Annotated in this window: 16 protein-coding genes, 1 tRNA gene and 1 pseudogene; 6 read left to right on the top strand and 12 right to left on the bottom strand. The window is 44.2% G+C overall.

The features are described 5' to 3' along the window. Positions 1-15 precede the first annotated feature (15 nt). The 7 genes and pseudogenes from E7L17_RS10320 to E7L17_RS10290 all read right to left on the bottom strand — a co-directional run bounded on the left by E7L17_RS10320 (position 16) and on the right by E7L17_RS10290 (position 8,476). Positions 16-91 (bottom strand) — tRNA-Lys (locus E7L17_RS10320). Between the two features lie 184 nt (positions 92-275). Continuing rightward, positions 276-2,243, bottom strand: a complete 1,968-nt coding sequence (locus E7L17_RS10315; protein ID WP_316323158.1) for a methyl-accepting chemotaxis protein — start codon at positions 2,241-2,243, stop codon at positions 276-278. Positions 2,244-2,554: 311 nt separating this feature from the next. Continuing rightward, positions 2,555-2,818, bottom strand: coding sequence for a metal-sensing transcriptional repressor (locus E7L17_RS10310; RefSeq protein ID WP_316323157.1), 264 nt, complete (start codon positions 2,816-2,818; stop codon positions 2,555-2,557). Positions 2,819-2,839: 21 nt separating this feature from the next. Then, a pseudogene (locus tag E7L17_RS10305) lies at positions 2,840-5,387 on the bottom strand (heavy metal translocating P-type ATPase). Positions 5,388-6,356: 969 nt separating this feature from the next. After that, positions 6,357-6,764, bottom strand: coding sequence for a hemerythrin family protein (locus tag E7L17_RS10300; RefSeq protein ID WP_316323156.1), 408 nt, complete (start codon positions 6,762-6,764; stop codon positions 6,357-6,359). 91 nt (positions 6,765-6,855) lie between these two features. Next, positions 6,856-7,332, bottom strand: coding sequence for a desulfoferrodoxin family protein (locus tag E7L17_RS10295; RefSeq protein ID WP_316323155.1), 477 nt, complete (start codon positions 7,330-7,332; stop codon positions 6,856-6,858). A 268-nt stretch (positions 7,333-7,600) separates the two neighbouring features. Then, positions 7,601-8,476 (bottom strand): NAD(P)/FAD-dependent oxidoreductase, encoded by an 876-nt coding sequence (locus E7L17_RS10290; RefSeq protein ID WP_316323154.1) that lies wholly within the window; start codon positions 8,474-8,476, stop codon positions 7,601-7,603. A 257-nt stretch (positions 8,477-8,733) separates the two neighbouring features. On the opposite strand from E7L17_RS10290, the gene ygiD reads away from it, so the two are divergent. From ygiD to E7L17_RS10275, 3 genes are read left to right on the top strand one after another with little or no spacing between them, the layout of a single operon-like run. After that, positions 8,734-9,507, top strand: coding sequence for a 4,5-DOPA dioxygenase extradiol (gene ygiD / locus E7L17_RS10285; protein WP_316323153.1), 774 nt, complete (start codon positions 8,734-8,736; stop codon positions 9,505-9,507). Between the two features lie 50 nt (positions 9,508-9,557). Further along, positions 9,558-10,112: an NADPH-dependent FMN reductase gene (locus E7L17_RS10280; RefSeq protein WP_316323152.1), complete on the top strand. Its 555-nt coding sequence runs from the start codon at positions 9,558-9,560 to the stop codon at positions 10,110-10,112. Positions 10,113-10,145: 33 nt separating this feature from the next. Next, positions 10,146-10,661 (top strand): HD domain-containing protein, encoded by a 516-nt coding sequence (locus tag E7L17_RS10275; protein WP_316323151.1) that lies wholly within the window; start codon positions 10,146-10,148, stop codon positions 10,659-10,661. Positions 10,662-10,752: 91 nt separating this feature from the next. Here E7L17_RS10275 and E7L17_RS10270 read toward each other — a convergent pair whose 3' ends face one another. Beyond that, a complete protein-coding gene (locus tag E7L17_RS10270) occupies positions 10,753-11,295 on the bottom strand; it encodes a hypothetical protein (protein WP_316323150.1) in 543 nt (180 codons plus the stop codon). A gap of 207 nt (positions 11,296-11,502) precedes the next feature. Between E7L17_RS10270 and E7L17_RS10265 the strand changes: the two genes are divergently transcribed. From E7L17_RS10265 to E7L17_RS10255, 3 genes are all read left to right on the top strand, one after another. Then, positions 11,503-12,675: a cadherin-like beta sandwich domain-containing protein gene (locus tag E7L17_RS10265; RefSeq protein WP_316323149.1), complete on the top strand. Its 1,173-nt coding sequence runs from the start codon at positions 11,503-11,505 to the stop codon at positions 12,673-12,675. Positions 12,676-12,912: 237 nt separating this feature from the next. Then, complete coding sequence (locus tag E7L17_RS10260; RefSeq protein ID WP_316323148.1) at positions 12,913-13,830, top strand: LysR family transcriptional regulator; 918 nt, start codon at positions 12,913-12,915, stop codon at positions 13,828-13,830. Between the two features lie 321 nt (positions 13,831-14,151). Further along, positions 14,152-16,239 (top strand): glutamine synthetase III, encoded by a 2,088-nt coding sequence (locus tag E7L17_RS10255; RefSeq protein WP_316323147.1) that lies wholly within the window; start codon positions 14,152-14,154, stop codon positions 16,237-16,239. A 108-nt stretch (positions 16,240-16,347) separates the two neighbouring features. Here E7L17_RS10255 and E7L17_RS10250 read toward each other — a convergent pair whose 3' ends face one another. The 4 genes from E7L17_RS10250 to E7L17_RS10235 form a co-directional block, all read right to left on the bottom strand. Continuing rightward, complete coding sequence (locus E7L17_RS10250) at positions 16,348-17,094, bottom strand: SDR family oxidoreductase (RefSeq protein ID WP_316323146.1); 747 nt, start codon at positions 17,092-17,094, stop codon at positions 16,348-16,350. Between the two features lie 68 nt (positions 17,095-17,162). Continuing rightward, positions 17,163-17,675, bottom strand: a complete 513-nt coding sequence (locus E7L17_RS10245; protein ID WP_316323145.1) for a Crp/Fnr family transcriptional regulator — start codon at positions 17,673-17,675, stop codon at positions 17,163-17,165. Between the two features lie 281 nt (positions 17,676-17,956). Beyond that, positions 17,957-18,820, bottom strand: coding sequence for a carbohydrate ABC transporter permease (locus tag E7L17_RS10240; protein WP_316323144.1), 864 nt, complete (start codon positions 18,818-18,820; stop codon positions 17,957-17,959). Beyond that, on the bottom strand, positions 18,817-19,803 hold the full coding sequence (locus E7L17_RS10235; RefSeq protein WP_316323143.1) for a sugar ABC transporter permease: 987 nt from the start codon (positions 19,801-19,803) through the stop codon (positions 18,817-18,819). Before E7L17_RS10235 ends, E7L17_RS10240 begins: the two co-directional genes overlap by 4 nt. Between the last annotated feature and the right edge of the window lie 52 nt (positions 19,804-19,855).

The following is a 19,855-nucleotide window of genomic DNA, read 5'->3' as shown; positions in this document are numbered from 1 at the left end:
TCCCTGTTATTTTACTGGTGAACCATCGGGGATTCGAACCCCGGACACCCTGATTAAAAGTCAGGTGCTCTGCCAGCTGAGCTAATGATTCATTTGTTCTTTAGAGAACTTGTATATTATAGCAATAGAACCGGGGCTTGTCAACACAAAATGGGATTTTTTTTCGTAGAAAGACGTTTTCTCTCGAAAAACAGGGTACCAACGCCGTATTTGCAGCATACACTCGGGAGGGGAACATGACCCCACCCGAGTTATTATGCTGTTTTTTATACATTTTACTCTATGATCTTGTAATTGCTTTCGGATGCCTCAACTTTTGTGTGGAAGCGCTTCATTAACTCCTTAAGCATCTCTGACTGGCTAGAAAGCTCTTCACTAGCCGCGGCGCTCTCCTGTGCGGTTGCAGAGTTTGTTTGCGTTACAGATGAAATTTGCATCATGCCGCTATCAAGCTCCATAATCGCTTTTGCCTGCTCGTTGGAAGCCTCTGCAATTCGGTTAATGAGCGAGTTGACCTCACTGGACTTTGCAACAATTTGATCAAGTGATCTAGCGGTTTCTTCTGCAATGACCATTCCCTTTTTCACAGAATCTATTGCCTTTTGAATTAAATTGGACGTTGTAGTTGTTGCCTGCGCACTTTTGGAAGCCAAGCTGCGCACTTCATCGGCAACCACTGCAAAGCCTTTACCGGCAGAACCGGCCCTGGCAGCCTCTACGGCAGCATTCAGCGCCAAAATATTAGTTTGAGCCGCTATATCATCAATTACCTTAATAATATTTGAAATTTCATTTGCAGCGTTGTCAATATCCTGCATTGACTCTAGCATCTGATTCATCTGGTCGTTGCCCTGCTGCACAAATTGAATCGTATCGTGAGAAATGCCCTCTACGGAAGTAGCATGGGAAGCATTGTTCTTTACGTGCTCTGAAACATTCTGCAACGAGTTGTTGAGATTTTCTACTGTGCTTGCCTGCTCGGCAGAATTTTGAGCCAAATTCTGTGCGCCAAGTGCCAATTCTTCCGCTCCCGCATTTACCTGATAGGCTGCTTGCGAAATTCCTTCAAATGTATCATTCAGTGAATCTAAAATACGATTGAGAGAATCTTGAATCGGTGCAAAATCGCCCCGGTATTCTACACCGCTTTGTGCTGTTAAATTATTGCTGGCAATCTCGTTGAGCACATGAGAAATATCCTGTATATAGAGGCGAAGCTCTTTTATCGTATGCCCCAAGCCATTGGAGAAACGGGCAATTTCATCGCGCCCTTTTACCTGCACAACCTCGGTTTGCAGGTCACCCTGGGCAAGCAACTCAATTCTCTTGGTTGCTTCCTCAATTGGTTTTGCCAGCTTAGCGGCGAACATAAGCGAGGCCACCAGTGTGATGAGCTGAAGCACCACCGCTATACCCACATTGATTAAAATGCTTTGGTACAGATTTTGCATGATCTGATTAATGGGGCGTGAAATCGCAATTGACCATTTCTCTGGGCCATCCAGAGTAGTAAAGCTTACCTGTCTTTTTAGTCCCTGATATACCGTGTACTGAATACCGGTTTTTCCTGCCGTTGCACGGTTGTAAAGCTCTGCGACGGGAGCTACGCTTTTATCTGTTTTCGCTTTTTCTGTGTAATCAATTGGGTTCGCTACGGTATCTTTAGTTGGGTGCAAAACGGTTTTTGCATCATTACTAATAACAAAAGCATAACCACTATTATCTATTTTTATAGACTCCAGTATCTTTGAAAATGCGTCGTATGTAATTTCACCATACACTACCTGACCACCGGCGGCCGGTACTCCAATGGTAAGAGTAAGATCATCACTTCGGCGGCTTTTTACCGGGTTTGCAATGTAAGCCGAACCATTTTTAGCGGACTCAAACCATTTTTCTTGCGACACATTTCCGTCTTGCTGTGTGTTGCCTTGCGCATCCGCCAAAGCAAAGTACATAAAACCATCTCGGGATGCTTGGTCTTTTAAATACTGCTGCTTTGCCGCTGTATCAGTAGAATTTATAACTGAAGATTTCGCAACCTCAATGACTTCATTCCGGTATTTACTCAGTTCAGAGCCAAGATACTGTTTGTAGGATTCCGCCAAATAGGCTGAGGTTTGTTCAGCTTGCGTCATCGAATCCAGATACGCCATCCAACAGGTTACACCCGTAGCCATAACGTTTGTAAATAGTACCAATATCATAATGAATAGATGTAGTTTTCGCTTTAATGATTTCACAGTATTAACTCTCCCTTATCCGTTTTGGGCTCTTTTACAGGGCTCTATCAAATTGCATTATATCTAAATATATTATCGGTCGCAAATTGTCTTTTTTGATAAAATAACACCAAGAAAATAAGAAATAAAATGAAAATCATTCGAGAAAGCAACCTAATTTGTTAAATTATGTAGTATTGCGAAACTTGCTGTATAATTCAACAATATTTATTTCTCCAAAAGAGCAAGCTATTATTAGGGTGTCTTTTTGCTTTCAATGAATGAAAGAAAAAGCGGATTCTACCGGCAGGCAGAATCCGCTTTTTTATCTCTTATTTTGAGAGTTTATCCATTACGCCGATAATCTCATCAATTTTTTTCTGCTGTTCCTCGCTGCCCAAAGCCTGACTAACACAACCGGTTAAATGTGCATGCAGTACGTCGCGATTAATGCTTCGCAGAATTGCTTGCGTCGCCATGAGCTGGTTTGAAATATCGATACAGTAACGATCCTCTTCCACCATACGAATGAGACCATCCAACTGACCGCGCGCCGTTTTGAGCATACGCAAGGTTTTTTCTTTGTCTGCCTGCATTCTATCAACCTCCCTGATCGATTAGCCAAACAATCCTTTTTTCTCTTTAATAGACACCATTTGATACCCGGCTTCTTCAATTACCTTTGCAAATTCTTCGTCGGGTATATCACGGCTTAAGGCTACGGTGGCCTGCTTGTTTTTCAGGTTCACCTTTGCCTCTACCCCCTCCATTGCATTCAGGGCTTTCTCTACTCTTCCCTGGCAGTGCTCGCAGTGCATTCCTTCAATTGTAATCAGTTTTTTCATAGTAGCGCTTCCTTTCTCATTTGTCAAATTTATGGTGGGGCTTAAAAAACTTAAGCCGCAAAGCATTCAATACGACACACACTGAGCTAAGGCTCATTGCCGCCGCCGCAAACATGGGGTTGAGCTTCCAGCCAAGCAGTACATAGAACACACCGGCCGCCAGCGGGATGCCAATGCTGTTATAGAAGAATGCCCAGAACAAATTTTCTTTGATATTACGAATGGTTGCGCGGCTGAGCTGAATGGCTGTAACCACGTCCATCAAATCGCTTTTCATGAGCACAATATCGGCGGATTCTATGGCGATGTCGGTTCCGGCGCCAATGGCAATGCCAACATCGGCACGAGCCAGCGCAGGAGCATCGTTAATACCATCGCCAACCATTGCTACCCGTTTGCCGGATGCCTGAATTGCACGAACCTCTTCTTCCTTATCCTGCGGGAGCACCTCTGCGACCACACGGCCAATGTCGAGCTGCTTGCGAATTGCCTCGGCAGTGCGCTTGTTATCGCCGGTTAGCATAACCACATCAATGCCCATCGCCGTTAATTCCCTTACCGCCTGACGGCTGGTGGGTTTTATAACGTCGGCTACAGCAATTACGCCAAGAAGCTTACCACCCTTTGCAAAAAAGAGTGAGGTTTTGCCTTGTTCTGAAAATTCCTCTGCCTTTTGCTGTAAAGCACTGGTATCTACGTTTTGCTCCTGCATCAATGCTAAGTTGCCAGCGGCATACGGCTCGCCGTCAATGCTGGTAAGAATCCCGCGTCCTGAAACCGCCGTGAAATCACCGACTGGTGAAAGCGCAAGTGCCAACTCTGCCGCCTTTTCCACAATTGCTTCTGCTAACGGGTGTTCGGAAGGCTTCTCAATGGAAGCTGCAGCAATGAGCAACTCACGTTCCTCAACTCCCTGCACGGGAATCAAGTCTGTGACACGGGGCTTGCCTTCGGTAATCGTTCCGGTCTTATCCAGTACCACAGCACCAACGGTATGAGCCGTTTCAAGTGCTTCGGCAGATTTGATGAGGATGCCGTTTGTTGCACCCTTGCCCGTGCCAACCATAATTGCTACCGGTGTGGCAAGGCCTAGCGCACAGGGGCACGAAATGACAAGCACTGCAATTGCAATGGAAAGTGCAAACTCAAATGACTGACCAAGTATCAGCCACACTACGGCAGCTAAAAGTGCGATTCCAATGACCACCGGTACAAAGATGCCGCTGATTTTATCTGCCATTTTGGCAATGGGTGCCTTGGAGGAGCTGGCTTCCTCAACCAATGTGATAATTTGCGCCAAGGTTGTATCGCCGCCCACTTTATTGGCTTCCATCTTAAAAAATCCAGTTTTGTTCAGTGTAGCAGCAATCACGGAATCACCAACTGTTTTTTCCACCGGAATACTCTCTCCTGTAAGAGCAGACTGGTCAACCGCAGAGGAGCCCTCGATGATTACACCGTCTACGGGGATGCTTTTACCTGGGCGAATAAGCACAACGTCACCAACGCGAACCTGCTCTACGGGAATCTCTATTTCCTTGCCATCCCGAACGACCTCGGCTGTTTTCGGTGCTAAATCCATCAGCTTTGAAATCGCCTCTGAGGTCTTGCCCTTCGAGCGTGCCTCTAAATATTTACCCAGAGTAATCAATGTTAAAATGGTACCGGCGGATTCAAAATACAAATCCATTAAATAATGGTCAGCGACCATCATATTCCCCGTACCGAGCGCGTAGCCAATTTTATAAATTGCAAAAATCCCGTAAGCAATCGCTGCTGTGGAACCAATTGCAATGAGTGAATCCATATTGGGCGAACGCTTAAAAAGCGTTTTAAAACCAACCTGAAAGTATTTACGGTTTACATAAAGTATAGGGACTAAAAGCAGTAACTGCGTAAATGCAAAGGGGATTCCGTTTTCCGCACCATGAAACGCATTCTTCAGGAACAGCGGTACGGGCAAGCCGAACCACTCGTTTAGCATGTGGTGCATGGCTAGATACATGAGAGGAATCCAAAATGCAAATGACACAATCAGGCGAGAGCGCATAGATTTCAACTCTTCTTGTACTGGGTCTGCTGCTTTTTGCGCTGTGGGAGCCGCACCGTGTGTAAAGACGCTGGCACCGTAGCCCGCATCTTCCACTGCCGAAATAATACGGTTATCATCCAGCAAGCTTTCATCGAAATGAACTGTCATGCTGTTTGAAAGCAAGTTCACATTTACGTTTTCAATGCCCTCCAGCTTTTTTACGCTTTTCTCTACCGCAGCAGAGCAGGCGGAGCAGGTCATCCCTGTTACATTATATTTTTTATTCAAAATCGACACCTCCCTACACCCCCGGTGGGGTGTATCTATACTTTACTGCAATCTTTGTTGTTTGTCAAGAGTAACAAAATATTTTTTGAATTTTTATTTAGCGTTCCCGATTTAAAGATTTCTATTTTTATTATTTTTTTAATGCCGCTTTTATCATGAAAAAGAATCTGATTCGTACCTGTTTGTAGGAGCAAATAAGCACGCTTGAAAAAGCGCAAAATAAAAACGCCGTTCCTTTATTGGAACGGCGTAAGCCGCACGGGCAATTGTGCGGATTGTACTCTAACAGACATTAGCGCGGCGAAGCTGGAAAAAATTCTATTTGTTTCGTCTTGTTTCGTCGAATTTTTAGAAATTCGGCTTTTTTTATTGCTTATGGAATTTACCGTTAAATCTAGTTGTCGGGGAGCAACTGCGAGCCAACGAGAGCACTCTAAAAATGACCGCCGACGGACAAAAACAGTATGTTTTTTCTTTATATAGCTAGGAGAGTGGGCAATTTTAATGGAGCGCCTTACCGGAGGCTTTTGTTTTCTAGTCGGGGGGTGTTCCCCAAACGGAATCCAAAGGCAGAGCCTTTAGTGAGTCTTTCCTCCTTTTCTTCTCATCAAGAAAAGGAGAGCCTGCCCCGGCTTGAGGGGAGAATGAATGAAAGAAGAAATTCCCTGCGGCACTAGTCGCTAATATTTACTTTACAAAAGCATATTTGCTATATGAAGTTTTGCACTCGGGCGTCGGCAGACAGACTACGCCACTGTGCAAAATTACTTAAAAGCAATCATTTGCTAAATGATTGAAAGCCTCTGGTGTGAGGGTCAAGTGAAAGAACGATAAATTTTCTTGTGGTGAGACCTCTTTAGAATCATTTGGTATAATTATTCCTTAAAGATAATTTATAGGTACAAAAAGTTTTGCACACAAGCATAAAATAGAAATCAAAAAGCGCCGGATAATCCGGCGCTTTCTTATTTATTTCTGATGTTCGCGAATGTACTTCGCCATTTTTAAATCTTCACGTTTAATGTGGTTTACAAGCCAGCCGCCAATAGCGGTATTCACCTTAGCTACCAGTGCAATGTTTGCACCACTCTTCTCCAGCTCCTGCTGAAGATCGCGAATAATTTTTTTGTACTCTTCATGGAATTTATGGTGCTTATCATGTTCCGGGTAAGAATACTGAATCTGCAGTTTCTCTTCATCCGAAAAATGCTTGTCTACATACTTACTTAAAAAATCCAGAGTCTTGCCAATCTCTGCGCGACCCTGCCCCTTAGCGCAGGCGTCCAGCAGTGCATTGATTGCATCAAAGAGCTGCTTATGCTGTGTGTCAATCATACTGTTATTGGTTATTAAATCACTTGTTAATGTATAAGCCATTCCAAACACTCCCCTATGTTCCGGTAAGGCTGGCTTCCACAGCCAGCCTTACCGGTAATTGATCGATTAAGCAGTTGCCTAACGAGATGATTTACAGTTCTGCCTTCCAAAGGCCGTGTAAATTACAGTAAGCATACACCACTGCGTGTGAGCCCACTTTTTCACGGTATACAAAGTTACAGGGATTCCCTTCACAATTGGGAACAATCTCGTCGTTTTCACCTGCAAAAATTTCTTCGTGAGCCTCTGCCGGTTGGTAAACGAATTCTGCACAAGGCTTATCGCCAGGGTTCAACTTCACAATTTCGAGCCGGTCGCCGTCTTCTAAGGCAATCCACTCAATATAATGTTCCGCGACCATTGGGTGAGCCACTGAGCCAACCTCAACAATCAGGCGGCCGTTTTCCATACGTGCTACTGGTACATGCTTTTCCTGCGCGGCATCGGTCACATTGGCCTGCAGCTGCACCATTGGTTGGCCGCAGCAAGTAAGCGTTCCCCCACCGGAACCGATGAGCGCCACCAAATTACCACAAAGCTTACACTGATAAAAAACAGCAGATTTCATATTTACACTCCTTATATTTTAGTAGAAACAGCTGCTTCGCCCCTATGATTTGCTCGCAGCCGCTTGTCTTACTTACATAAATATATTACTTTTTTCATTTTCATATTATCCCTTTTTTTCCAAAAAGGCAAGGGCTTTTCGTAAACTTGATGAAATATTTAATAATTATTCTTATTTTAATAAATGATGAATCTTGTAAGTATTATAATAGTTATAAAAATACCGGTCTGGATTCCAGACCGGTACGAAATTTTATGTGGCTAGCAATTTACGCATTCACGGTTTTTGCCATTGCGCGTACAAACTTAATTGCTTCCGTTCCTGCCTTTGCGCCCTCGTACACTGCTTTTGAAACTTGCAGCAGGCCGCCGGTGCAATCCCCAGCTGCGAAAAGGCCCGGAATATTCGTCGCCATATTTTCATCGACTACAATTTTATTATTTTCTACCTCTGCCCCCAGTTTGCGGGCTAGGTCGGTACTGCCGGCTACACCAACCGCCACAAAAGCGCCCTCAGCTGGTAAAGAGGTACCATCCTCAAAACGGACACCGCTTAAGAAAGGATTGCCATCGAGCGATTGAATCTCTTTGGTGCATAACTGAATTCCCTCGGGAACCGAAGCCAGCATCTTTTTGCCATTGGTAAGAACGGTAACGGATTTTGATGTATGCAGCAACTCCAATGCTTCATGTATAGCGTAATCTCCATTACCCAAAACCACAACTTCTTTTCCGCGGTAGAAGAAGCCGTCGCAAACCGCGCAATAGCTAACGCCATGACCCTCCAGCTCTTGCAAGCCGCGAATACGCGGTGCGGAACGGGTAGAACCGGTTGCAAGAATGAGTGCATCTGCCGGGTATTCGCCACGTGCGGTTTTTACAACCAAGCGTCCGTCGTAAGAGATGCCAACTACTTCATCCTCCACCATTTGTGCGCCAAGGCGCTGTGCCTGCTGCAGCCCGGTTTGCACCAGCTCCGGGCCGGTAATCGGTTCCGGGAAGCCATAAAAGTTTTCTATCTTCTCCACTTTATCCAGCGTGCCGTTATCTTTACCGATAATGGTTGTTGTGAATCCAGCTCGCAGGGTATAAAGAGCAGCCGAGATACCAGCGGGCCCTCTTCCGACGATTACGATGTTTGCCATAATTGAGCCTCTCCTTTTTCTATATACCTGTTTTATAATTTCTTATTTACTATATAGTATATCATTATTCGCAAAAAAAGTATCGTGACAAAGTTACAAATCTATTTCCCTAATGGAAACGTTCTAAACCAAGGCCTCTGCACAGCTCAAAAACGGTAAAAATCACAGTGGTTTTCTTGCCAAAAACGGTATATAATAAAGCCAACAAAAGGGAAAATTTGCCGTTTCTATATTATCGTTAACAAGGAGGATACTGAATGCCTGAAAGAATGCCCGTGCTCTTTGTGGGGCACGGCTCCCCAATGAACGCGGTGGAAAACAACAATTACACAAAAAAATGGCAGGAAATCGGTCGCGGGCTTGCGCGCCCTCGCGCAATTTTAATGGTTTCAGCGCACTGGTATACCCATGGTACTCGAATTATGGATACAAAAACGCCAAAACTGGTGTACGATATGTATGGCTTCCCTGAGGAGCTGTACCGGGTGCAGTACCCCTCTCCCGGCTCCCCAGAGCTAGCGGAACGGGTACGGGAGTTACTTTCGGTGCCCGTTAAAACAGATAACAGCTGGGGAATTGACCACGGCGCATGGTCTGTGCTGCGTCACCTATTCCCCGAAGCCAATATCCCGGTGGTGCAGTTAAGTATTGATGGCACCGCCGACACACAAGTACATTTCGATATAGGCCGAGAGCTTGCCGCTCTTCGTGATGAAGGTGTTATGATAATAGGAAGCGGAAATATTGTGCATAACCTGGCAAAAATCCAATGGCAGGCGGAAGGCGGCTTTTCTTGGGCTGAGGAATTTGATGGCTATATTTGGGACAAAATAGTAAAAAGAGAGTATTCTGAAGTTGTTCATTACCAAAATGCAGGTTCTTCTGCCAAAATGGCATTTCCCATGCCCGACCATTTTTACCCGCTTTTATATGTTTTGGGCGCAGTCAATGAAACCGACCAGCTCACTGCATTTAATAAAGATTGTTTGTTAGGCTCTCTGTCTATGACAAGCTACCTATTTCAGCCATAAATTTGCGGCAACATTTAAGCCGCAAGAAATAATGAAAGGAGCATTCTTTTATGAACCCTATTAAAATTGTAGGATTTACCGGAAGCCTTCGCAAAGGCTCTTATAACCTCGCTGCGCTACGCGCCGCGAAAGAATTACTTCCCAATGATGCAGAGCTTGAGATTTTAGACCTCTCTGCAATCCCATTTTTCAACGAGGACTTAGAAGGAGGGGAACTGCCTGCACCCGTTACCGACTTTATGAGAAAAATAACGGAGGCTGATGCATTGCTTATTGCTACACCGGAGTACAATTTTTCCATTCCTCCCGTACTCAAAAATGCATTAGACTGGGCATCCCGTAATCCGGCCAGACTGTTTTCCAATAAGCCAACCGCTATTATGAGCGCTTCCATGGGGCCATTAGGCGGTGCCCGTGTGCAATACCATTTGCGCCAAGTTGGCGTTGTACTGAATATGCGGCTTATCAATCAGCCCGAAGTGTTTATTGCATCTGTACATGAGAAAGTGGATGCAAACGGCAATCTTGTTGACAAAGAAACCCGAGAGCACATTTCAGCTCTCATTAACAAGCTAATCGACTTGGTAAAAGCGCAAAAGGCCTAAACAGACGAAAGAACTCATTGGAGAACTCAGCCCATGCAACAGAGCAATCAAAATAAGAATCTGAAGAAAAAATCAAACAGCCTGCGTGTAAAGCTTACTGTACAGGAACGCCAAGAATTTGAGCAATACAGTCACCAATTGCTAAAGCACCCACAGGTGCAGCAGATGGAAGCGTTTATTCAGCATGGTTCCGTTAGCTGTTTAGAGCACAGTGTGGCGGTTGCCGAGCTAAGCTTTTGGCTCTGCCGCAAGCTGGGAATCCGCGCAGATGTAAACAGCTTGGTGCGCGGTGCCTTGCTGCACGATTTTTTTCTATACGACTGGCATAAAAAAGACGCCAGCCGCTCCGGTTTGCATGGGTTTACTCACCCAAGGGCCGCCCTGCACAATGCAAATAAAACGTTCCTGCTCAATAAACGCGAGCAAGACATTATTCTTAAGCACATGTGGCCGCTTACCCTGCGCAGCTGCCCTAAGTATCGGGAATCTGCTATTGTGTGCGCCGCCGACAAATGCTGTTCTCTTTGGGAAACCTTTTTTTGCCGATGAGAAATCAGTTTATACACAAAATAAAAAGCAGACGGTGTTGCCGCCTGCTTTTTTCAAACATATGAATAATAATAGAAAAGACGATGTTAGACTAAGTTAGCGAATGAACGGCAGACTCTTTGCTGCGCGCCTCCAAACGGCGGGCACGCGCCTGCTCTTTTACAAGTACCTGGCGCAGTGTTTGTATACGAAAGCGGTTGTAGCGCTGTATGCACACGAAGGGCAGATTCCCAAGTAAAATGAGCGCAGAGAAAACCAGTGCCATAATCAGCGAAGAGTTCATTAGGAATACCACCACCACAAACATACAGTTCTTCATGTGCATCCACTCGCCACGGCAGGTTTCCAGCATGAATTCATCCAAATATTCCGGTGTTACACGGGTAAGGTGTTTTTTAGAAAAACCATCTTTTCCTATATATTGGGGCACACTGTCTTTCCATAAATGTATTTTTAAATTACTGCGGTACCAGCGGCCGTTTTGCTCCCAACGGAAAGCCTGGTAACGGTTTTTAGCCGGGTCAAAGGTCTGTTTCGATAATTTAACGCAAGCAAAAAACACCACGCAATGCCACATGGTGATTATCATTACATTCCATACAATTGCATGAGAAAGAGATGCGCTTTTGAACATAAATAATTCCTTCTTCAAAAATAACAGTAGTGCCGTTTTCTTACTTTCTATCATAAACTTTTTTCAAAAAATATTGTTAACAAATTATGAATGAAGCATTTTCGATTGACGCTTTCTGTAAGCATATTGCGGCTTAGCGATAGGGTATGGTAATATATAGAGAGTGTGTATCATTCCCATATTTCGGAAAGGCGGTGAGAGTCCTCCATGAAAACCAGATGCCTGCTTATAATGATTGTATGCGCCGTTCTATTTTATTATCCCTGCCATGTTTTTGCGGCGGCGACTGAATATTTTACAGCAGCTTTTTCCGCAGCGGCCGCTTACCCGGGCGAAACCGTGCGTATTACTCTCTCCGCTCACGCAAGCGCTTTAATGGAAAGCGAGCTGCCTGCCGCCTTTCGTACACAGGTTTCATACGACAGCACACGTCTGCACTTTTTGCGGGTGGAAACAACAGAGCAGATACAAAGCGGAGCATTTCAATATTATGACGATGGGGAATGCGTAACGGGAGTCTATGCCTGCGATGGCCTTTCTGCTCCGAGACTCAACGGTGACTGCATCCGCTTTGTGTTCAGTGTTGCGGAGAATGCCGACCCCGGCACTACAAATCTTACCGTTCAGGTGGATCAAATCGCTGACTGGAACGAACGTCTGCTCCCCAAATATGACCGAATAATGAATCTACCCTTTTCCATTAAACCATCTTTGTCTCAAAACGCAATCTTGCAAAAGTTGGTCCCCTCCACGGGAAAGCTAAAACCCGAATTTTCGCCGGATGTTGCCGAGTACGATTTACGAGTTGGGGCTGACATTAGCACTGTAAAATTCCAGGCAAACGCGGAGGATGGCGGTACGGTTCGAATTAACCGGCAAACTTTGCAACGCGCGGGGGAAACCACTGAAATAGTTGTGACCGTAACCGCTGAGGATAAAAAGAGCAAGTCACAATACCTAATCCGTGTGAATCGGGCAGAATCGCTGGGACATGCCGGCCCCGAAAGCAATTCAGAAAAGTCGTCCTCAGCTTCTGTGGCTGAAAAAGAAAGCACAAGTAAACATACAACTGAAAAAACAACTTCCTCGCTGAAAAGCAGCACAAGTTCTTCCAAAGCTAGCAAAAGCTCATCCAAATCCACATCTTCTAAAACTGCTAAAACAAGCGTGAAAAGCACATCTTCCAAAAGTACTTCCTCTATGAAAGAAGATTTGGAAGAAAAGACAGAGCCAACTGTGGTACAAGCTGAAGGCACCCGAAACCTTTATATTGTAGGTGGTCAATCGGGCAGCCTGCCAATTTGGATAATGGCAATCTGCGTAATGGTTCTTACCGCTCTTGTGGGGTACAGCTTTTGGAACCGTAAAGGAAAGCAATAAGCAAAATCCATAAGCCTCGTTACTAAGACACACTTCATTTTTTAAAAGGATTGCTCTCTATTTAACTATATATTTTTTATAAGGGACTGTTTTACAGGATTTTAGCAGCAAAGCTTATATAATAGCTAGAAAAACCGCCCTATTCCTCTTTGTGGGAAAGGACGGCTTTTCTGTAACTACAGTAAAAATCTTTCGGTTTCCCTTTGTTAAACAAATTCACTATCGGAGGCATTAAAGATGATTAATCATAAGCAGATGGAAGCTTTGATGACGGTAGTACGCGAGGGCAATATTACGCGGGCAGCCAAAAAGCTATATATATCACAGCCTGCGCTAAGCCAAATGATACTTGGCATTGAGCGCGAACTAGGAACCCCTTTGTTTGACCGCAGCACCATTCCCATGCGGCTTACCTATGCGGGTGAAAAGTACTTATCCGCTTGCAGCCAAATACACCGTATTTATGATACGGTCACACAGCAAATTTCTGAAATTCACGATGGCAGCCTTGGTCGCATCACACTGGGAATGTCGCTACACCAAAGCATTATTATGACCCATCGCATTCTCCCCCGATTTTTTGCGGTATACCCCAAATATGATTTGAAGCTGGTTGAAATTCCTTCTCACCACCTAGCGGAAATGGCTCTTTCCGGCCAAGTTGATTTAGCTGTGGTGTATCGGCCATTGCTAAGCGGGCTTACCTATAAGCCGGTGAACAAAGAAACCATTTATTTAGCGGTTCCTCCTTTCTTCTACCAACGCCTCCCGCACTACAATATTGGAGTAAACAACAGAGCACTGCATATTAACGATCTACGAAATGAACCATTTATTCTGTTGAAAAAGGGCCATGGTATACGTACCATTGCAGACAGGCTATTTGAAAACTGCCACTACTCCCCTCGCATTTTGCTAGAAACGGAGAGCATTGATGTAGCACACCAATTAACAAAAGAAAATTTAGGCTTCGCCTTTGTTCCATCCAGCATTATCCACACCGACCATTTTCTCAATAAAAAAGGCGTGTATTTCCCCATTGCAGATGGTATCTCGCAGAGAGAGATTTTCGTTTGTTATCGTAAAGACAACTATCATTCTCCCGCACTAAATGCTTTAGTAGAGATTATTGCAGATACGGTGCAAATACCCTAAGGTAGCCACCTGTCTTTTATTAATACCATAAACCATGGATTTCTTTTCTCCGTAAACAATTTTCTTCTTAGTGCATACAATGGCTTTAAATAAAAAACGTACGTAATCATAACCATTTTATGGTTGCTGTATTATGTACCAAAAATCCGCTGTAACACCGCATAATATTTGTTTTCGTAGTGAATGCTATTTTGTTATAGAGCATTGACAGCGGCAATTTGGTTTGCTATAATTACGTGTATAAAAACAGTAATGGCGCTGTAGGTTTCTTAGGATACCTGCAGCGTTTTTTTCTATTTTAACTCAAAAGGAGGCAGCTATATGAGCAATATTCCTGAGATTTTTGGAAGCTTAGTATTTAATGAAGTTGTCATGAAAGACAGATTGCCGAAGGACACTTTCAAGGCATTAATGAAAACAAGAAATGAGGGTATTCCTCTTGACGCTCAAGTGGCGGAAGTAGTGGCAAACGCCATGAAAAGCTGGGCAATAGAAAAAGGCGCAACGCACTACACCCATTGGTTCCAGCCGATGACCGGCATTACCGCCGGCAAGCACGACGGCTTCATTAACCCCGCCGGTGACGGTAAGGTCATTATGGAGTTTTCAGGCAAAGAGCTCATTCAGGGTGAACCAGATGCCTCCAGCTTCCCGAACGGCGGTATTCGCGCAACGTTTGAAGCACGTGGCTACACCGCATGGGACCCGACCTCATACGCTTTTGTAAAGGATGGCTCTCTGTTTATTCCTACCGTTTTCTGTTCTTACGGCGGGGAAGCATTGGATAAAAAAGCGCCTTTGCTGCGTTCCATTTCCGCATTGAATAAAGAAGTAATTCGTGTGCTTAAACTGTTTGGACATGACGACGTAAAGAGTACTACCATTACCGTTGGCCCAGAGCAGGAATACTTCCTCGTACCGGAAGAGATGTTCCTCAAAAGAGAAGACCTGGTTTACACTGGCCGCACTTTGTTCGGTGCTAAGCCGCCTAAGGGCCAGGAGCTGGATGACCATTACTTTGGCGAGCTGAAGGTTACCGTTAGCGAGTTCATGAAAGAAATGGACGAAGAGCTTTGGAAGCTTGGTGTTCTAAGCAAAACAAAGCACAACGAGGTTGCTCCTGCACAGCATGAAATGGCTCCTATTTTCTCTGCTTGCAGCCTTGCAACTGACCAGAACCAGCTTACAATGGAAGTAATGAAAAAGGTTGCAGCACGCCATGGTCTTACGTGCCTGCTTCATGAAAAGCCGTTTGCCCGCATTAACGGCAGCGGTAAGCACAACAACTACTCCATTGCTACCGATACCGGCATGAACCTTTTGGATCCCGGTGATTCGCCGACCGAAAACGCACAGTTCCTCCTCTTCCTTACCGCAATTATTAAAGCGGTGGATGAACACCAGGATTTGCTCCGTATCGCCGTTGCAGACGCTGGCAACGACCACCGCCTGGGTGGCAATGAAGCACCTCCCGCAATTGTCTCTGTGTTCATTGGTGAAGAACTTGAAAATATTCTCAACGCCATTGAGAATGGCACCGAATATAAGGCTAAGGGCCGTCGTTTTGTAAAAATCGGTGCAGATATCCTCCCTCCCATCCGTAAAGATTCTACGGACCGTAACCGTACTTCTCCCATGGCGTTTACCGGCAATAAGTTTGAATTCCGTATGCAGGGTTCTTCCAGCTCTATCGGCTGCATCAACATTATGCTGAACACCATGATTGCAGATGTATTATCAACTTTTGCGGATGAACTCGAGAAAGCTGAAAACTTTACCGATGCACTAAATGAGCTGATTCGCAAAACACTCAAGGCACATAAGCGGATTGTCTTTAACGGCAACAACTATTCCGCAGAGTGGGTTGAGGAAGCTGCCCGCCGTGGTCTTCTGAATTTGAGAAGCACTCCCGAAGCGCTGGCTTACTATCCCCGGAAAGAAAATGTGGAGTTGTTTGAACGCCAGGGTGTTTTAACAGAAACTGAGCTGAAATCTCGTTATGAAATCATTTTGGAGAAGTACATTAAGCAGGTGCACATTGAGGCCCTGACCATGCTCGAAATGATTCGTAAAGACATTCTTCCGGCCGTTAGCCACTACACCGGCGATTTGAGCGCACAGGCAATGAACAAGAAAAATCTTGGAATTGACTGCACTCTGGAAAAAACACAGATTGAAAAGCTTACCGTTCTTTCTGTGAAGTTGTATGACATGGTTGATCGCTTGCAGGGTGCGATAGATCACGAAGAAGAATCCGGCGATTACTTGAAAGAGGCAAGGTATTACCGTGAGGAAGTTCTTTCCCGCATGGAAGAAGCTCGTGCCTTTGCAGATGAAATGGAGCTTTTGGTGGGAAGAACCTACTGGCCTTTCCCCACTTACGGCGAGTTATTATTCGGTGTAAAATAAGGATTCATCCGTCGCTTTTTCACTTGAATTTATTTTTTAAAATCAAAAGACTCTCAAACCAATTGGCTTGAGAGTCTTTTTGCTTACCCATTCTTCTTAATATTCCGATTAAGGTTTCTTGTTGTTCGCTATCCCAATCATTTTTATATTTGTTGGCAGTACTTGCATTGCCCGATTTGCAAAACCGGGAATCCATACAGACCGGTTTTGTTTTAGCTGGCGGAAAGCCAATTGAGCCACTTTTTCAGCAGGCATAGCGGTTTTTGGCATTATTTTTCCCTCTCTGGTAAAAAAGTTTGTTCTTGTAGCTCCCGGGCACAAGGTGCAAACATGTACCCCATGCTTTTGAGCCTCAAAGCGCACTGCCTTACTGTAACTTAGAAGAAATGCCTTGCTTGCAAAATAAGTGGATGTAAATGGACCCGGCTGGAATGCTCCTGTTGAAGATACATTTAATATGCTTCCATGCTGTCTTCGATACATAGAGGGCAAAAACAGTTTGCATAGCTTTACCGGAGTAAGCATATTTAAAATCATCATCTTTTCGTCGTTCTTAAAATCAATCTCTACTGTTTCGCCAGCTAAGCCAAATCCAGCATTGTTTACCAATACGTCAATCTCTATTTGCTCTGCTTGAATTTGAGTGTAGAGCTTTTCTGCCGCCTCCAATTGTGATAAATCCTGTTCGAAAATTCGGATGGTGACACCGAATCTCTCTTGCAATTTTTTCTGCGTTAATAATAATTGATTGTAGTTGGATGAAACAATACTAACCTGATATTGATTTGCTGCGAATACACAGGCAAGCTCATAACCAATTCCACTCGTGCCTCCTGTTATCAATACATTTTTCAAAGAAAATCACTCCTCCCATTTTGTTTAGTATGATAGGAGGGAGTGATTTTGTCATTCACCTATGTTAATTACAACGATTGGCTCTCTTTTCTAATACGGCTCAAAGAAGCTGCCCGCACCCCGATGTAAGAAGCAATATATTTTAAAACAATCCGATTTTGTAACTTAGGATTCTCCTTACAAAAGGCAAGATAACGCTCTGTTGCGCTTAATATCATAAGATCCTTGCACCTGCGCTCCTGATTACTTATCTCATATTGAAATAGGCGGCTTACCTTACTGCTCAACTCTTTATCCATTTGTAAAATAGATTTTATAATTTTATAAGGCAATTGCACACAATTACAGTTCTCTAAACATTCAATGGTAAAGGTGGCTGGAGAGGCTGTACGGAATCCTTCCGTTGAAAAAAAATCCCCCTCTTCACAAAAGCATTTTGTAATATCGTAACCATCACGATCAATGTAATATCCTCTCACCAGGCCCTTAATTATGTAATAGAAATGGGATGCAGTATCACCTTCCCATAAAACGGTGTCTCCTGAAGAAAAAGAGATGATCTTCGCCTCACGATTTATCATTTCTGCCACCTTTGAGCTGAATATAATTTGTATTTTACTTTCTAGATACTCACTTGCTCTCATAATCATCATCTTTCTAAATTTCATAGTAATGATTTGATACCGTTGATAAGGGAAGTACTAAAACTATAATATCATTTTTTACGTCTGATTGTCTGAACAAATATTTCAATCAATATTCTAAAAAACAGGATGATTCGCGCCTGATGCGCGAATCATCCTGTTTTGGTTCCGGTGTGGGAAGACCGGAGCAATATTACATGATTGGAGGAAAAATCCAGTTATCCTTTTACGCTGCCCAAGGCTACTCCTCGAACTATAAATTTCGAGAGACACAAGTAAACCACAATGACCGGGAAAATCGCAAGGGCAATGAGCAGGTAGACCTGCCCCATGTCAAACTTCATAAAATCGGCGCTTCGCAATTGAGCAATTAAAATTGGTACGGTTTGCTTCTTCTTGCTGTCAAGAATCAGAGCAGGTAAAAAATAATTGTTCCAAGAGCTAACAAAGGTGAAAATTGCCTGCACGGCAATGGCCGGCTTCATCATAGGCAGAACAATTCGGTTAAATGCGTAGAACTCACCCGCACCGTCAATTCGCGCGGCCTCCACAACCTCAATTGGCAACGAGCTTCTCATGTACTGTATCATAAAGAAAAATACAATGGGGGAAGCAATTGCCGGAACCGTAAGAGGAATAAAAGAATTCTTTAAGCCCATGCTTGCCATCAGGCGAACAAAGCCCAATGCCGTAACCTGCGTTGGCACCAGCATTACCATAATAATGAGGGAAAACGCAGCCTGATTCAACCGAAAACGGTACGCATGAATACCAAATGCCGTCATAGTTGAAAAATAGGTGGCAAAAACTGCTGCCAGACCGGCAACTATCAGGCTGTTCATCAGGCCATTTAATACCGGTAGGTTTGCATTTTTCATTAAATTATCAAAGTTGGCGCCAAGCGAACCGCCCACTATAAAGGAGAAGCCTTTTTGAATATCTGGGTGGGAGCGAGTGGAGTTTACAAACAGAATATAAAATGAAAATAGAGAAAGAAAGGTCAGAAAAATCAGAATAAAATAGGCGAAACCACGGCGCATCCGCAAAAACCCTAAATTTTCTCTTGCTGCGTTGTCTTTCATTTTTCTGCTCCTCCCTTCGCCGGTTTTTTGTCACGAATGCTGAAATACACCAGTATGCTCAATGCGCCGGCTACTACAAACAGCAGAACCGAAACAGCACCTGCCATACCAACGTTTTCACTAAATAAATGCTTATTGAGGAACATAACCAAGGTCATGCTCGAACGGTTGGGGTTACCATTCCCGTTGGTCAAAATTTGCGGTACGTCGAACATTTGAATACCACCAATGAGAGAGGTAATCAAAACATATACCAAAATGGGGCGTATGAGCGGCATTGTTATTTTTTTGAAGGATTGGAACGCGGTAGCTCCATCTATTTCAGCCGCTTCAAACAGAGATGGGTCTATTCCAAGTATTGCAGCCATTAGCAAAATCGTCGTGTTACCGTACCACATTAAAAAGTTCATGAGGGCAATGAGCCCACGGGTACTCCACGCATTTGCTAAAAAGCGGAACGGAGTTTCCATTCCCATAGACATTAAAATGCTGTTAACCGGGCCCGAGTCGGAGAACAAGGTAAAAAACAGCATGGAAAATGCCGCAGCCATAATCAGGTTCGGCAGATAAATGACAGTTTTAAAGAAGCCAGCGGCGCGTAGGTGCAAACGAATGTCTGTAAACCAAGCCGCCAGCAAAAGCGAAAACACAATTTGTGGCACAAAGCCCATCAGCCAAATGATAGCTGTATTGCTCGCATACATATAAAGGTCTTTGTCAGAGAAAAGCGCCACATAATTACTAAAGCCTACAAAACGAGGGCCAACGTGGGTTAGGCCAACCCAATAGCTTTCTAAAAAGCTATTGTAAAAGGTTGCAACAAGAGGGGTCATTGTAAAAACAGCAAATGCGATGAAAAACGGGGCAATAAAGAAATAACCCCACTTGGAATAGTTCACGCCTTTTGCTCTTTTATTCTTTTCGTTAACCGGAGATTGTTGATTGGAAGATTGATTGGGTTTTGTTAACGTGGTACCGGGCATGGAGCATCACCTCAAATCCGGGGATTATAGCAGATGAGCCCCCAAGCTCAGG

Origin of the sequence: Clostridium sp. (assembly GCF_032576335.1) — a bacterium.
In the GTDB taxonomy this organism is placed as follows: Bacteria; Bacillota; Clostridia; order Oscillospirales; family Acutalibacteraceae; genus Faecalispora.
Note: the sequence above shows the minus strand (reverse complement) of the source record. Positions and strands in the feature narration are given on the sequence as shown.

Coding starts and splice junctions, on each gene's coding strand:
- E7L17_RS10310 (WP_316323157.1), bottom strand. CDS start 2,818: ATGCAGGCAGACAAAGAAAAAACCTTGCGTATGCTCAAAACGGCGCGC.
- E7L17_RS10300 (WP_316323156.1), bottom strand. CDS start 6,764: ATGGCTTATACATTAACAAGTGATTTAATAACCAATAACAGTATGATT.
- E7L17_RS10295 (WP_316323155.1), bottom strand. CDS start 7,332: ATGAAATCTGCTGTTTTTTATCAGTGTAAGCTTTGTGGTAATTTGGTG.
- E7L17_RS10290 (WP_316323154.1), bottom strand. CDS start 8,476: ATGGCAAACATCGTAATCGTCGGAAGAGGGCCCGCTGGTATCTCGGCT.
- ygiD (WP_316323153.1), top strand. CDS start 8,734: ATGCCTGAAAGAATGCCCGTGCTCTTTGTGGGGCACGGCTCCCCAATG.
- E7L17_RS10280 (WP_316323152.1), top strand. CDS start 9,558: ATGAACCCTATTAAAATTGTAGGATTTACCGGAAGCCTTCGCAAAGGC.
- E7L17_RS10275 (WP_316323151.1), top strand. CDS start 10,146: ATGCAACAGAGCAATCAAAATAAGAATCTGAAGAAAAAATCAAACAGC.
- E7L17_RS10270 (WP_316323150.1), bottom strand. CDS start 11,295: ATGTTCAAAAGCGCATCTCTTTCTCATGCAATTGTATGGAATGTAATG.
- E7L17_RS10265 (WP_316323149.1), top strand. CDS start 11,503: ATGAAAACCAGATGCCTGCTTATAATGATTGTATGCGCCGTTCTATTT.
- E7L17_RS10260 (WP_316323148.1), top strand. CDS start 12,913: ATGATTAATCATAAGCAGATGGAAGCTTTGATGACGGTAGTACGCGAG.
- E7L17_RS10255 (WP_316323147.1), top strand. CDS start 14,152: ATGAGCAATATTCCTGAGATTTTTGGAAGCTTAGTATTTAATGAAGTT.
- E7L17_RS10245 (WP_316323145.1), bottom strand. CDS start 17,675: ATGATAAATCGTGAGGCGAAGATCATCTCTTTTTCTTCAGGAGACACC.
- E7L17_RS10240 (WP_316323144.1), bottom strand. CDS start 18,820: ATGAAAGACAACGCAGCAAGAGAAAATTTAGGGTTTTTGCGGATGCGC.
- E7L17_RS10235 (WP_316323143.1), bottom strand. CDS start 19,803: ATGCCCGGTACCACGTTAACAAAACCCAATCAATCTTCCAATCAACAA.